This window comes from Actinomadura rugatobispora (assembly GCF_042656285.1).
Taxonomy (GTDB): domain Bacteria; phylum Actinomycetota; class Actinomycetes; order Streptosporangiales; family Streptosporangiaceae; genus Spirillospora; species Spirillospora rugatobispora.
Genome location: NZ_JBHSON010000001.1, coordinates 35091 through 49138 on the forward strand (window position 1 = coordinate 35091; position 14048 = coordinate 49138).

10 protein-coding genes are annotated in these 14048 nt (G+C 72.2%); 2 read left to right on the forward strand and 8 right to left on the reverse strand.

Features of this window, described 5'->3' with window-relative positions; translation table 11 throughout:
* Positions 1-59: 59 nt before the first annotated feature.
* From ACFPZN_RS00160 to metG, 5 genes are all read right to left on the reverse strand, one after another.
* Positions 60-1115: a glycoside hydrolase family 26 protein gene (locus tag ACFPZN_RS00160; RefSeq protein WP_378278804.1), complete on the reverse strand. Its 1056-nt coding sequence runs from the start codon at positions 1113-1115 to the stop codon at positions 60-62.
* Positions 1072-2052: a 16S rRNA (adenine(1518)-N(6)/adenine(1519)-N(6))-dimethyltransferase RsmA gene (gene rsmA, locus ACFPZN_RS00165; RefSeq protein ID WP_378278806.1), complete on the reverse strand. Its 981-nt coding sequence runs from the start codon at positions 2050-2052 to the stop codon at positions 1072-1074. Before rsmA ends, ACFPZN_RS00160 begins: the two co-directional genes overlap by 44 nt.
* A 56-nt stretch (positions 2053-2108) precedes the next feature.
* Entirely contained in the window at positions 2109-2858 is a 750-nt protein-coding gene (locus ACFPZN_RS00170) for a transglycosylase family protein (RefSeq protein ID WP_378278807.1), read from the reverse strand.
* 302 nt (positions 2859-3160) lie between these two features.
* Positions 3161-3985 carry a TatD family hydrolase gene (locus tag ACFPZN_RS00175; RefSeq protein WP_378278810.1) on the reverse strand — a complete coding sequence of 275 codons (825 nt, stop codon included), beginning with the start codon at positions 3983-3985 and terminating at the stop codon, positions 3161-3163.
* A gap of 37 nt (positions 3986-4022) precedes the next feature.
* Positions 4023-5864 carry a methionine--tRNA ligase gene (metG, locus tag ACFPZN_RS00180; RefSeq protein ID WP_378278812.1) on the reverse strand — a complete coding sequence of 614 codons (1842 nt, stop codon included), beginning with the start codon at positions 5862-5864 and terminating at the stop codon, positions 4023-4025.
* Between the two features lie 124 nt (positions 5865-5988).
* Here metG and ACFPZN_RS00185 point away from each other — a divergent pair, with 124 nt between their 5' ends.
* Entirely contained in the window at positions 5989-7623 is a 1635-nt protein-coding gene (locus tag ACFPZN_RS00185; RefSeq protein WP_378278814.1) for an ArnT family glycosyltransferase, read from the forward strand.
* Positions 7624-7775: 152 nt separating this feature from the next.
* Here ACFPZN_RS00185 and ACFPZN_RS00190 read toward each other — a convergent pair whose 3' ends face one another.
* Together ACFPZN_RS00190 and ACFPZN_RS00195 are read right to left on the reverse strand one after the other, a co-directional pair.
* Positions 7776-9629 (reverse strand): hypothetical protein, encoded by a 1854-nt coding sequence (locus ACFPZN_RS00190; RefSeq protein ID WP_378278816.1) that lies wholly within the window; start codon positions 9627-9629, stop codon positions 7776-7778.
* Positions 9630-9901: 272 nt separating this feature from the next.
* Positions 9902-11407, reverse strand: coding sequence for a glycosyltransferase family 2 protein (locus ACFPZN_RS00195; protein ID WP_378278818.1), 1506 nt, complete (start codon positions 11405-11407; stop codon positions 9902-9904).
* A 245-nt stretch (positions 11408-11652) separates the two neighbouring features.
* Here ACFPZN_RS00195 and ACFPZN_RS00200 point away from each other — a divergent pair, with 245 nt between their 5' ends.
* Entirely contained in the window at positions 11653-13662 is a 2010-nt protein-coding gene (locus tag ACFPZN_RS00200; protein ID WP_378278820.1) for a hypothetical protein, read from the forward strand.
* Between the two features lie 30 nt (positions 13663-13692).
* On the opposite strand, the gene ACFPZN_RS00205 is transcribed toward ACFPZN_RS00200, so the two are convergent.
* Positions 13693-13995 carry a hypothetical protein gene (locus tag ACFPZN_RS00205; protein WP_378278821.1) on the reverse strand — a complete coding sequence of 101 codons (303 nt, stop codon included), beginning with the start codon at positions 13993-13995 and terminating at the stop codon, positions 13693-13695.
* Positions 13996-14048: the final 53 nt, after the last annotated feature.

Consider the following 14048-nt stretch of genomic DNA (forward strand, 5'->3'; position numbering starts at 1 on the left):
TCACCCGCAGGCCACCCCCACCCGACCGTCGCGACCGTGCCGCCCGCCCCGGCCGGGACTCAGTCGCCGCTGGTCACCGGCAGGTTGCGCGGGTTGAAGTAGGGCAGGGTGGCCAGCTCGCGCAGCGCGGAGGCGGCCTGCTTGTCGCCGCTGACCGAGTAGCGGCGGCGCTCGTCCCTGGCCTCCTGCGCCTGCTCGTCGGAGTTGAAGTAGACCACGGCCTTGACCTGCGGATTCTGCAGCGTCTCGGCGGCCTTGCGGAGCCACTCGGCACGCCGCGCGCCGTAGCTCTTCGGCACCCCGAACTCGGCCACCATGATCGGCTTGGGCCGGTCGTCGGCCCACTCCAGGAACAGCTTGAGCGTCTCCGACAGGTCCCGGTAGTCGAACTCGCCGCCCGGCTGGGCGTCCACGCAGATCCAGTCGACCTGGTCGTCGCCCGGGTAGAAGGACGGCGCGTTGCGGGTGCCGAAGCCGCCCGCGGTGGGGCACCACACCCACGCGACGTTGTCGACCCGCTCCCGCTCGAAGATCCGGCGGATGTGCTTCCAGGCGGCGATGAAGTCGGCCGGGCTGTGGACGCGGCTGTCGCGCACGCTCTCCCTGTCCATGTCGCGCTGCCAGCGCAGGAAGATCGGCTTGCCGGTGGCCTTGATCGCGCGGGCCCGCTCCCGGATCAGCCGGTCGTGCTTGCCCGAGACGACCTCGCGGGTGTCGGCGCCCGCCCACGTCAGCAGCAGGTAGCGGTCGCCGGCGGCGAGCAGCGCGGCGTCGTCGCGGCCCGGGAAGGCCGACTTCCAGCCCCGGTAGCTCTGCACGATGTCCAGCGGCCGGCCGAGATCGCGCTCGAACGCGCCCACCGCCCCGGGGGCCGGGCGCGGCGACGGCACCCCGGATGCCCCGCTCTCCGACGGTGACGCGGACGGAGAGCCCGACGGGGAGCCGGACGGGGACGCCCCGGACCCCGGCGACGGCGGCACCCAGGCGCCGAAGTAGGCGCCCTGCTTGGGCGGCACGGGGGCGACCCCCGCCCGGGCGGTCGTCGTGATCGTCGGCGTCGCGCCCGCGCCGTCACTGCAGCCGGCGGCGAGCACCAGCATCGCCAGCGCGGCCACGGGCCCCGTCGCCCGAGTCCTCCGCGAACGCCCCATCGCCCGCCCCTTCAGCATGGTCCTCCGCCTCGTTGAGATCCAGCACGCCCCCAGGACCATACTGGGCGATCCGGGCGAAGGCGGCCACGTCCAGCGCTTCTCCCCGAGCCCGTGGATCGACGCCCGCCGCGCGCAGCGCCCGCTCGGCCTCCGCGGCCGATCCGGCCCAGCCCGCCAGCGCCGCGCGCAGCGTCTTGCGGCGCTGCGCGAACGCCGCGTCCACCACGGCGAACACCGCTTCGCGGGACGCCAGGGTCGGCGGCGGCGCGGTGCGGGTGAAGGCGACCAGGCCCGAGTCGACGTTGGGCGCGGGCCAGAACACCGCCCGGCCCACCGGCCCCGCCCGGCGCGCCTCCCCGTACCAGGCCAGCTTCACCGACGGCACCCCGTAGATCTTGCCCCCCGGCGCGGCGACCATCCGGTCGGCCACCTCCGACTGCACCATCACCAGCGCGCGCCGCAGCGACGGCAGCGTGGCGAGCAGGTGCAGCACCACCGGGACGGCCACGTTGTAGGGCAGGTTGGCGACCAGCGCGGTCGGCTCGGGCCCCGGCACGCCGGTGAGGCGCAGCGCGTCGCCCCGGACGACCTCCAGCCGCCCGGCCAGCTCGGGGGCGCGGGCGGCCACCGTCTCCGGCAGCGCCCCGGCCAAGACCGGGTCGATCTCCACGGCCACCACCCGGCGCACCTCCGGCAGCAGCGCCAGGGTGAGCGAGCCCAGCCCGGGACCGACCTCGATCACCACGTCGCCGGGGGCGGGCTCGGCGGTCCGCACGATCCGCCGGACGGTGTTGGCGTCGATCACGAAGTTCTGGCCGAGCGTCTTGGTCGGCCGGACCCCCAGCCGCGCGGCCAGTTCCCGCACGTCCGCCGGTCCGAGAAGTGCCTGTACGTCCCCCACGGGTCCAGTGTGGCAGGTCCGCCGGGCACCGGCCGCCGAGTGGGCCGGAGAGGCGGCTAGCCGAACAGGCGGCCGCCGCAGTTGGGCCACTGCCCCTGCCAGCGCCCGTTGACCTTGTTGTAGAGCATCTGGGCCCGGTAGGTCTGCTCCTCGGGACTGGCGTCGGACGGCCTGCCCGAACCGCCGACCGAGCCCCACGTCTGCATCGAGAACTGGTAGAGCCCGTAGTAGCCCGCAGGGTTCACGGCCTTGGGGTTGCCGCCGGACTCGCACTGGGCCAGGCCCGGCCAGTTCAGCCGGGCCGCGGCGCCGGTCGAGCCGCCCTTGGGGCCGACCGCCACGATCGCCGCGACCGGCTTGCGCTTGACCTGCTCGGAGATCACGGCCTTGACCTTCTTGCCGCGCCGCTTCACGTAGGCGATCTGCACCACCTTCAGGCCCGGCTTGCCCTTCCGGAGCACCTTCTCGCTGAACGGCGCCACCTTGGAGCTCTTCTTGCGGATCGGCGGCGCGGTGGTCTTCACGGTCCGGGTCACCGGCTTGGACAGCAGCCGCATCACCTTGATCGTCGTCCCGGGCGGGGACTGCCGCGGCGGGGCCACCAGATCGTAGGGGCCCAGCGCGATCCTGGCCTCGGTGAGCACCTGCTCCACCGTGGACCCGGCGCTCATGACCTCGGACCTCTTCTTGTCCACCACGATCACGATCTTCTGCGGGGTGGCGCTGGGCTTCGGCGCGTCGGCGACCGGGGTCGTCGGGGACGGGGCCTTCTCGCCGCCGCATCCGGCGGCCAGAACCGCCGTCATGAGCAGCGGCAAAACCAAGCGCGTGGGGGGTCGGCGCAGTTTTTCAAAGCCCCGGCCCACGGCGCTCGCCTGGCGGCTCGCCCCTAACCGGGTCTTGGCGAGCGCGGCATCGCTTCGCGATCTGGCCGGTGTTGCTCGCCTCCGGCATCGCACCACCGCCCAGCCAACGCGCTCGCGCGGTACCTGAGGGGACATGGAGAGAGACCCTAGAGGCCCGCGAGCGCCTCCCGCCACCCGAACAGCGATGTTTCGCCCGTCACGCCCGGCTCGCCCGGCTCGCCCCGAGACACCCCGCGCGGCCTTTACCAGGCGCCGAAGACGCGTTCGCCGTTGGCCGCGATCGCCGAGCACAGCTCGGCGAGGTCCACGCCCTTCACCTCGGCCATGAACCTGACCGTGTGCGGGATCAGGTACGAGGCGTTGGGCTTGCCCCGGTGCGGGAGCGGCGTGAGGAACGGCGCGTCGGTCTCCACCAGCACCAGCTCCAGCGGCGCCGCGCGCAGCGCCTCCCGCAGCGGCTCGGCGTTCTTGAACGTCACGTTGCCCGCGAAGCTCATCACGTAGCCGCGGTCGGCGCAGACCTTCGCCATCTCGGCGTCGCCGGAGAAGCAGTGGAACACCACCCGCTCCGGGGCGCCCTCCTCCTGAAGGATGCGCAGGACGTCGTCGTGGGCCTCCCGGTCGTGGATGACCAGGGCCTTGCCCGTGCGCTTGGCGATCTCGATGTGGGCCCGGAACGAGCGCTGCTGGTCGTCCACGGGGGCCCAGTCGCGGTAGTGGTCGAGGCCCGTCTCGCCGATCGCCCGCACCTTCGGGTGCGCGGCCATCGCCTCGATGTCGTGCAGCACCGCGTCCTCGACGCCGGTCGTCTCGTTGGGGTGGATCGCCACGGCCGCGTAGACGTCCTGGTACTCGCCCGCGGCGTCCACCGCGAACCGGGAGGACGGCAGGTCGCAGCCGATCGTGACGATCCGGGCGATTCCGGCCGCGCGGGCGGAGGCCAGCGCCTCGGTCACCGGCGTGTCGGCCATGTCGAGATGGCAGTGGCTGTCGAACACGTCGACCGGCAGGCGCTCGGGCAGTGGCGGGAAGGACCGCGAGGCCTCCCCGCCGGGACCCCTGCTCACCGCGACTCCCTCTCGGTCCGGACGGGACCCTCGCTCATCACGATTCTCCCTTGCCCTCTTCCAGGCGGGCCAACTCCTCGTCGACCACCGAAGAGTCCAGCTTCTTGAACAGCGGCGTCGGCTTGGCCAGCGGCACGCCCGGCTTGATCGGCCGCGACTCCCAGACCGCCTCGGTGGTGTAGTCGCCGGTCAGCACCGGGTAGTCGGGGCCGCCCTCCTCGGACACCATCTCGAGCCGCGGCATGCCGCTCCAGGTGCCCGCGCCGCCGAGCATCTCGTACACCTTCTGCGAGGAGTTCGGCAGGAACGGGGTCAGCAGCGACTTGGCGTCGTCGACCACCTGCAGCGCCACGTGCAGGATCGACTTGACCCGCTCGGGGTCGTCCTTGAGCTTCCACGGCGCCTGGTCGGACAGGTAGCGGTTGGCGTCGCGGACGACGTCCAGCGCCTCGGTGATCGCGTTCTTGAACCGGGACCGGCCCAGCTCCCCGCCCACGGCCCCGAACGCGGACCGGCTGCGCTCCAGCAGCGCCCGGTCGGCGCCGGTCAGCTCGCCCGCCTCCGGGACCGCCCCGAAGTTCTTGGCGGCCATGTTGATCGAGCGGTTGACCAGGTTGCCCCAGGCGGCGACCAGCTCGTCGTTGTTGCGGCGGACGAACTCCGACCAGGTGAAGTCGGTGTCCTGGTTCTCCGGGCCCGCCACCGCCACGTAGTAGCGCAGCGCGTCGACGTCGTACCGCTCGAGGAAGTCCTTGACGTAGATGACCACCTGGCGGGACGAGGAGAACTTGCGGCCCTCCATCGTCAGGAACTCCGACGACACCACCTCGGTGGGCACGTTCAGCCGGCCCAGCGAGCCGGGCGTGCCGCCCTTGTCGCCCTCGCCGCCGTAGCCGAGCAGCATCGCCGGCCAGATCTCGGAGTGGAAGACGATGTTGTCCTTGCCCATGAAGTAGTACGACAGGGCCTCGGGGTCCTGCCACCAGGCCCGCCACGCCTCCGGGTCGCCCTGCCGGCGCGCCCACTCCACCGAGGCGGAGAAGTAGCCGATCACGGCGTCGAACCACACGTACAGCTTCTTGGCCGGGTTGTCGCGCCAGCCGTCCAGCGGGATCGGCACGCCCCAGTCGAGGTCGCGGCTGATCGCCCGCGGCTGCAGGTCGTCCAGCAGGTTCAGCGAGAACTTCAGCACGTTCGGCCGCCACTGTGTTTCGCCCCCATGGCTACGCCCCGCCACCCCCCCTCCCTGCTTGCTACGCAGGTAGCGGCCCAGCACGTCGGTGAACGCGGGCAGGTCGAGCATGAAGTGCTCGGTCTCGACGAACGAGGGCTTCTCGCCGTTGATCCGGCTCACCGGGTTGATCAGGTCGATCGGGTCGAGCTGGTTGCCGCAGTTGTCGCACTGGTCGCCGCGCGCGCCGTCGTACCCGCAGATCGGGCAGGTGCCCTCGATGTAGCGGTCGGGCAGCGTGCGGCCGGTGGACGGCGAGATCGCCCCCATCGTGGTCTTGGGGAAGATGTAGCCGTTGTCGTACAGGCCCTTGAAGATCTCCTGGACGACGGCGTAGTGGTTGCGCGTGCTGGTGCGGGTGAACAGGTCGTAGGACATCCCGAGGCCGTACAGGTCCTCGGCGATCACCCGGTTGTAGCGGTCGGCCAGCTCGCGCGCGGTCACGCCCTCCTTGTCGGCCTGCACCTGGATCGGCGTGCCGTGCTCGTCGGTGCCGCTGACCATCAGGACCCGGTTGCCCGCCATCCGCTGGTAGCGGCTGAACATGTCGGCGGGCAGCGCGAAACCGGAGACGTGCCCGATGTGACGGGGCCCGTTGGCGTACGGCCAGGCGGGCGCGGTCAGGATGTGTCGGCTCGACGAGGACATGCACCCAGAGTAGAGGGCGGATCGGGCCCGCTCGAACCGTTAGCCGAACCCGGGCGGGCCGTGCGGCCGATACCCTGCGAGGCGGACGGCATCCACCCCACACAGGCAGAGGTTGATCTCAGGCATGGGCCAGACCACGGTGCGCGAGCCGGCCGGCCAGGACGACGCCGGGACCCGCACCGGTCCCCCCGCCGAAGCGCCCGGCGGCGCGGCCTCCCGGGGCCTGCCCGCCCGGCTCGGGAACGGCCTGCGACGGCCGCGCCGCCGCGTGGCGCTGCTGTCGGCGCTGGTGGCGGCGTGCACCGTGCTCGCCCAGTGGATCAACAACACGCCGCCGCTGTACTTCGACCCCTACTACGTGTGGCTGGGCGCCCGCGACTGGCCGGACGTCCCGCTGGACCGGTGGCCGTTCAACGAGGTCCCGCACCAGGTGACCCGGCTGGGGCTGGTGCTGCCCGCGCGCCTCGCGCAGGAGCTGCTGGGCGACGGCCAGGCCGCCTACTTCACCGTCGCCGCGCTCGGCGGCTGCCTGTTCTTCGTGGGCTGCTACCTGGCCGTGCGGTCGCTGTTCGGCGACGTGGCGGGCGTCGCGGCGGCGCTGCTGCTGATCGTCCACCCGTTCTTCACCATGACGAACCCCTACGGGGTGGAGGTCACCTGGTCGGCCGGGGTGGTGCTGCCGGACATGCCGGGCGCGGGGCTGTTCGCCTTCGGGATGGCGGCGCTGGTGGCCGCGAGCCGCCGCACCGGCCGCGCCCAGACCCGGCTGCTGGTGGCGGCCGGAGTCTGCTTCGGCGCGTCCTTCCTGGTCCGGGAGTTCCTGGCGTTCCTGTTCCTGGCCATCCCGATCTACCTGGCGCTGCTGCGGATCCCGTGGCGGCGCAACGTCACGGTCGGGCTGCCGATGGTCGCGATCCTGGCCGCCAACCTGACCCACAACACCGTCGTGTGGGGCGACCCGCTGGCCGGGCTGATGTCGGCCGCGACCCACGGCGGCGAGTCCCGCGACCACGTCACCCGGTGGCTGGCGCTCCAGTCGTTCGTGCGGGCGATGGACGACTGGCACCCGATGGGCATGATCTTCGTCGCGGCGCTGGTCCTCACCCTCGCCGGCTGGGCCGTGACCCGCGACCGGCGGCTCGCCTTCGTCCTGGTCTGGTTCTTCACCCTGGCCGTCCCGCTGACCCTGCTGGCGGGCGTCCTGGACCCGCACGACATCTCGCTGCGCGCCTGGCTGCTGCGGTACTGGTTCGCCGTCCTCCCGGCGCTGCTGGCGGGCGCCGCCGGATCGGCCGTCCTGCTGGCGCGGCGGATCCCCGACGGCTTCGCCGCCCGCTTCCGGCTCCGCACGGTGGTGGCGCCCGCGCTGGCGGTCGTGCTCGCGGGCACGTACGCCGTGTCGGCGGTGCGCGCCGTCCCCTACCTCCCCCGCGACACGGCCTGGAACGAGCTGAGGAACCACCTCGCCGCCCACGACCGCGACATGCCCGTCCTGTGGGCGGACCGGCGGCTCGCGCAGACGCTGACGTTCTACACCCGCTCCATGTGGGGCGACACCCTGTGGCACGGCCGCATCCGCGACTTCGAGCACTCCTCCACGAAACTGCCGGAGGAGTCGTACGGGCAGCCGATGCTGTTCACCCGGTGGCGCGGCCAGGAGTCACAGATCCTCGCCGGCTGGAGGCCCAGCCAGGAGGGCGGATGGCGCCTGATGTGGCAGTCCTCCGACGGCCTACTGGAAATCTGGGGCCCGGCCTAACCCAGCGAAGGGCACGTTCGGCACCCCGCAACCACCGCAACGGCGACCGCCGAACACTGTCCGGCCCGGAGCGGAGCGCCAGCGGAGTGGAGGGACGGGCAGGCGGCGGGGAGCGGTTCCGCAGCGAGCCCCCAGGCGAGCGGAGGAGGCGTTCACCGCCGTCCCGGGTGGCGTGGAGGGTCGCCCCTCCACAATGAAAAAGTGTGTTCCGGGTCCTGTTGCGGGGCGGACGGGCTGCGCCAGGCCACCCAGTCGCCCTCGGGGGTACGGCGGCTGTCCACGATCCGCCAGCCGTCCGGGGCGTCCCGCCACGTCTGCTCGGCCGGCACGCCCTTCGGCCACGCCAGCACGACCAGGTCCACGTTGCGCGGCGCCGGGGTCCAGCGGGCGTCGAACAGCGTGCCCTTGCTGTCCCAGGCCCAGTAGAACTGGGCGAGCCGCACCGTCCACGGGACGTTCCAGTCCAGCGCGATCGAGCGCTGCGCCTCCAGGTCGGTCTTGTCGCGCAGGTCGGTGTACGACGTCAGCCCCTGCACCAGCGGCCGCGAGATCTGCGTCGTGGCCGTCGTCACCGCGGCCAGGTTGACCGTCACCAGCATCACCACCAGGGCGGCCCGGCTATGCCCGGGCAGCCGGGCCGTGAACACCGCCAGGCCCAGCAGCACCAGCCCGGCCAGCGTGGCCCGCCACAGGTGGAACTCCGTCCAGTTCCAGGTCAGGAAGGACGTCTCGGGAAAGTCGAACCGCGTGTAGGTGTAGCGGCTGAGCAGATCGCCCGCGTACCACTGCACGACGCTCGCGGTCAGCACGGCCAGCGTCACCGTCGCCGCCGCCGCCCACAGCACGGTGCGCAGCGTGGCGCGCAGCAGCACGGCGGCGCCCACCGCGAACAGCACCGGCGTCACGCACGCCAGGTAGCGGCCGTACACGTAGTTGCCGATCCGCCACTCCACGGGCAGCGCGGCCGAGGTCGCGAACGCGATCCCCGCGATGGTCGCCAGCACCGCCAGGGCCAGCGCGCGCAGCCGCGGCGCCGTGCCGCGCCGCACCGCCAGCACCGCGACGGTGATCAGCCCGATCCCGGCGATGCCGCCGGTCGCCACGATCTGGTACCAGACCTGCCCGGTGCCCAGCGACAGCACCCAGCCGTAGCCGTCCAGGCTGGTCAGGCGGCGCTCCAGGTTGCCGCCCAGGTTGTTGTCGCCGCCCGGGTACAGCCGGGGCAGCAGGTGCGCGTTCAGGAGCGCGCCCGCGCCCGCGACGGCCGCGAGGGCGGCGGCGGCGATGCCGGTGGTGCGCCGGTCGCGCCACCGGAACAGCACGGCGGCGGCCATCAGCCCCGCCTGCACGACGATGAGGATCACGCCGCGGGTGTGGGAGGCGTACACGTACGCCACGACCATCGCGGCGGACGCCCCGTACAGCGTCACCCGCGCCCGGGAGGTCTCCGGCGGCGCGGTCAGCCACGCGTGGGTCAGCAGCAGCCAGCCGAACACCGCGACCGGCAGCACCGCGTCGGTGAGCACGAACTCGGCGTAGAAGACCACCGAGGGCAGCAGCGCGGTGACGTGCCCGACCGCGTACGACCAGCCGTGCGGCAGCCGCATCCGGCGCAGCATGAGGTAGGCCAGCGGCAGCAGGGCGGCGCTGATCAGCGCGTTGATGACCAGGCAGATCCGGTAGACGGTGATCGGCTCGTCGGCGATCCAGAACGCCGGGAGCAGCAGCAGCGCGTACCCGCCCCGGTACACCGTGCCGTACGACATGTCGGCCTCGGGGCCGCCGGTCAGCACCCGGGCCGCGAACAGGTAGCCCGCCTCGTCCGGGGTGGCCACCGGCATCGTCTGCCCGGCCGCCAGCCACAGCCGCACGGCCACCTGGGCCGCCCAGCCGATCAGCAGCAGCAGGCCCCAGTGCCGGAAGCGCGGCGGGACGCCGGCGGGGCGCTCGCCCGTGGAACGGGCCGGAGGTCGTGCGACCGTGCGGGTCGCGGCCTGGGTGGTCATCAGTGGCCGGGGTCCGGGAGCAGGACGATGACGGCCGGCACGGGCGAGAGATCCATCAGCGAGTCAGCCTGGCACAGTCCGGTGAGCGCGATTCGGCTTGCTCACGAAACACTCAGCAAGTTGTCGGCTTCCGTTCCGGACGGTGACGACCTCGTTCCCTTCCGTGAGAGGCGGAGCGCGAGCACGGGCGCCGTTCCGTCCCTGAAGGGAAATGCGCGGGAACGGCGCACGGGAAGTGCGCCGACGCCGGTGACCTACCCCGCCGTGATGATTTATTCGTCCTCGGCGGAGCCGGTCTCGCCCGCGGCGCGGCCCTTGGCCCGGGGCTTGCCCGCGGCCTTGCCGTCGCTCTTGCCGGTGGACGTGCCGGTGCTCGTGCCCGCGCTCTTGCCGGTGGTCTTGCCCGTGGTCCTGCCGGTCGACCCGGCCGTGGACTTGCCGGTGGTCTTGCCGGTGGTCTTGGGCTTGGCGGCGGCGACGGCCGGAGCCTTCTCCCGCTCCGGGTCCGTGGCCACCTCGCCGTCGCCGGTCTTGGCACCGACGGCCCGCTCCTTCTGCGCCTCGGCGGCGACCTTCAGCACGGCGGCGTCCACCACGCCCGCGGCCTCGTCGGCGGGGTCGATCGCCGGCGGGTGCTGGCGGCGCCGGATGCCCAGGATGCTGATGAACAGCGAGCCGAAGATGGCCTGCAGGCTCATCACCAGCGCGGTGGCGGCCGGGACGACCAGGCGCAGCGACTGCCGCGGGTCCAGCTCGCCGAAGTTGTTGACGCGCCAGTGCAGCAGGGAGGCGGCCAGGCCCGCCAGACCGGCCACGGCGAGCAGCCCGCCGAGCACCAGTCCGCGTTCCAGGCTCCACCAGTCGATGATCTTCTGTACTCTCCGATCATGCGGCAGGAAGCCTTCCTGCATCGCGTAAACCTTGGTTAGCAGCGCGAACCACACCGCCTGGAACCCGATCACCAGCGCCGCGCCCGCGCCGACCAGCGTGTCGACGTCGAAGGCGACCTCTCCGACCCGTACCGGACCGAACGACAGCGCGATCCCGGCGACCAGTCCGAGCGTCATGAAGACCAGACCGGGAATCAGGAACAGCCAACGGGGACTGTAGAGGAGGAGGAAGCGCAGATGGCGCCATCCGTCCCGCCAGGTGTTGAGATGCGGCGCTCGCGTCCGCCCGTCCGGGGACAGCGTGGTGGGCACCTCGCGGATGTCGTACTTGGCGAGGGTGGCCTTCACCACCATCTCGCTGGCGAACTCCATGCCGCCCGTCTGCAGGCCGAGCCGCATGATCGACTCCTTGTTGAAGGCCCGCAGCCCGCAGTGGAAGTCACCGATCTTGCTGCTGAAGAACAGCCGGCCGGCGAAGCTCAGCACCGGGTTGCCCAGGTAGCGGTGCAGCGGCGGCATGGCGCCGGGGGCGATGCCGCCCTTGAACCGGTTGCCCATGACCAGGTCGGCGCCGTCGCGGAGCTCGTCGAGGAACGGTCCGAGGGTGGTGAAGTCGTAGGAGTCGTCGGCGTCGCCCATCGCGACGTACCGTCCGCGGGCGGCGCGGATGCCGCCCATCAGCGCGTTGCCGTAGCCCTTGTCGATCACGGGCACCACCCGGGCGCCGGCGTCCCGGGCCAGCTGCTGGCTGCCGTCGGTACTGCCGTTGTCGGCGATGACGACCTCGCCGTCGATACCGTTGTCCTCGAAAAAGCCGATCGTCTTGCGGACGCAGGTCTCGACCGTTTCGGCCTCGTTCAGACACGGCATCACTACGGAGAGTTCCACGCGATCTCCTTCGTTACCCCTGGTGACCGTCTGCGGTATTTTCCACTAATCTCGTCATGTTCCGCCGGGCGGCCGGCCGTCGTTCATCATGCCTGCCCGGAGCGAGCGATGCGCACCTCTTCGATCAAGAGCGCCCGTATCGTGTTGCGTACTTGCAACCTGAAGACCCGCTCAGTCACGGCCGTAGGCGGCAGGCTAGGGGAACAAGCATACGGGCACCGCGGCCCGGAAAGGTTGGGTCGGCTTTGACGCGCGCCGGAGAACGCAGTGCCACCGAGCTGGGGGCCGGAGAGCACACCGCAGGTCAGCACCGCGATGGCGGCGGCCTGCCGGGAACCGACGCGACGGCGTCCGGACGCGCGGGCGCGAACGGCGCGACGGGCGCGAGCGGGAAGCCACTGAACGGCGGCCCGGCCGGGGGTGATGCCCCGTCCGGTCCAGACGCGGTGGCCGGGGTGGCGACCGCCGTCGCCGACCCCCCGGTCACCGCCACCGAGGACACCGCCGAAGCCATCGCCGAGGCCATCTCCGGGGCCACCGCCGCCATGCCGGAGACCGCGCCGGGCAAGCGCCCCGGCACGTCGCCCGGCGAATCGGACGAGCCCGGCGAACCGGACGACACGCCGAAGCGCCGCCGCAGGGGAAAGAATTGGGCCGGGCGCACCGCGGGCCGCCTCCGCGGGGCCGCCTCCGCCCGCGCGATCTCGCTCCGCGACCGCGCCCGCGACGTCGCCGCCGACCCCGGCGGCCACCTGCGCGACCGGGCCGCGCGACTGTGGGCGCTGGCGCGCCGTCACCCGATCTTTACTGTGATCCTCGCCATAGCGGCGCTGCTGCGGGTCATCACGATGATCGGCTACCAGCCCGCGATGTTCTTCAACGACAGCTTCGACTACCTGCACGTGGCGATGAAGCCGTACCCGCACCCGCTGCGGCCCGACGGCTACTCGTTCCTGCTGCTGGTCCTCAAGCCGTTCCACAGCTTCGGGCTGGTCGTCCTGCTGCAGCACGCCATGGGCCTGGCCATGGGCGTGATGGTGTACGCGCTGCTGCGCCGCAAGTTCCGGCTGCCCGGCTGGGGCGCGGCGCTGGCCACCACCCCGTTCCTGCTGGACGCCTACCAGATCCAGCTGGAGCACCTGATCCTGTCCGACACCCTGTTCACCTTCCTGGTGGTGAGCACGGTCACGCTGCTGCTCTGGCACGACCGCACCACCTGGAAGATCGCCGCCTCGCTCGGCCTGATCATCGGGATGGCCTGGCTGACCCGCTCGGTCGGGCTGCCGGTGCTGATCGGCGTGCTGACCTACATGGTGATCCGGCGGACCGGCTGGCGGATGCTGGCGGTCACCCTGGCCGCCTGCGCGCTGCCGGTGGCGGCCTACGCGGGCTGGTACAAGGCGGAGAACGGCAAGTTCACCATCACCGAGAGCAACGGGATCTTCCTGTACGCCCGGGTCTATAAGTTCGCCGACTGCCACAAGATCGACTCGCTGCCGGTGGAGGAGATCCCGCTGTGCACCGAGCCGGAGAACCGGCTCCCCAACTCCCAGGACGGCATCTGGAACGCCGCGTCCCCGCTCAACCGGTACACGGGCAAGCGGTTCAGCGCCGACCAGAACCAGGTCGCCAACAGCTTCTCCCGCCGCGCGATCCTGTCCCAGCCGGTCGACTACCTGAAGGTGGTCGGGTACGACTTCCTGCGCGTCTTCCGCTGGGAGCGCACGGTGTTCCCGGACCGGGCCACCTACCAGCAGTACGAGTTCGGCCGCACCACCAGCGCCCTGCCCAACTGGCGGATGGACAACGACAACACCGCCGCCGACGAGGCCGTCAAGTACGAGCAGGGCCGGGCGCGCACCCGGGTGGTGGAGCCGTTCGCCGGGACGATCCGCTTCTACCAGGACCACTTCTACCTGCGCGGCACCGGCGTCGGAGTGCTCCTCCTGGTCGGGCTCGGCGGCATGGTCGTGATGTGGCGGCGGCTGGGCGGGATGGCCTTCCTGCCGTGGACGCTGGGGACGGGCCTGCTACTGGCCCCGGCCGCGACGGCCGAGTTCGACTACCGGTACGTGCTGCCCGCCGTGCCGCTGGCCTGCCTGGCGGCCGGCATGGCGTTCTCGCCCGAGGCGCGCGGCCGGGTCTCCGGGCTGCTGCGCGCGGGACGGCGCCGCCAGGAGGCCGAGGAGCCCGGGACCGGCGGGCCCGCCGCCGGCCCCGTCGAGGAGAAGGTCCCCGAGCCCGCCGCCAACTGAGCGCCGCCCGCCGCGGCGGGACGGTCAGGGTCAGTAGGCGTGCAGGCGGCGGAGCCGGAACACCAGCTCCAGGTCATCGCGGGCCGGCGCCCGCACCGCGGTCGTCCGCCGCCGCCAGGACGCCGGGCGCGCCTTGACGTTCTGGCCCGCGCAGCCGGGGCAGACGTGGTCGATCCATGGTGTGGTGCAGCGCTGCCCGTCGTGCTCGAACAGCTCCACCTCGCCGCCGTGGCCGTCGGCGCAGTGCCGGACGTCGAATTCCTCCTCCCAGGTCGTGGCGCAGTTCACGCACTCGAAGACCCAGGTCTCGTGGCTCGACCATGCGTCGCGCACGGCCCACCCCCTTGGTGACCGCCACCTCGCGCTCGGGGCACCGCTCGGAGTGC

What these genes read in the sequence shown, in the direction of transcription:
- ACFPZN_RS00170 (WP_378278807.1), bottom strand. Translation starts at nt 2,858, where the DNA reads ATGACGGCGGTTCTGGCCGCCGGATGCGGCGGCGAGAAGGCCCCGTCC.
- metG (WP_378278812.1), bottom strand. Translation starts at nt 5,864, where the DNA reads ATGTCCTCGTCGAGCCGACACATCCTGACCGCGCCCGCCTGGCCGTAC.
- ACFPZN_RS00185 (WP_378278814.1), top strand. Translation starts at nt 5,989, where the DNA reads ATGGGCCAGACCACGGTGCGCGAGCCGGCCGGCCAGGACGACGCCGGG.
- ACFPZN_RS00190 (WP_378278816.1), bottom strand. Translation starts at nt 9,629, where the DNA reads ATGACCACCCAGGCCGCGACCCGCACGGTCGCACGACCTCCGGCCCGT.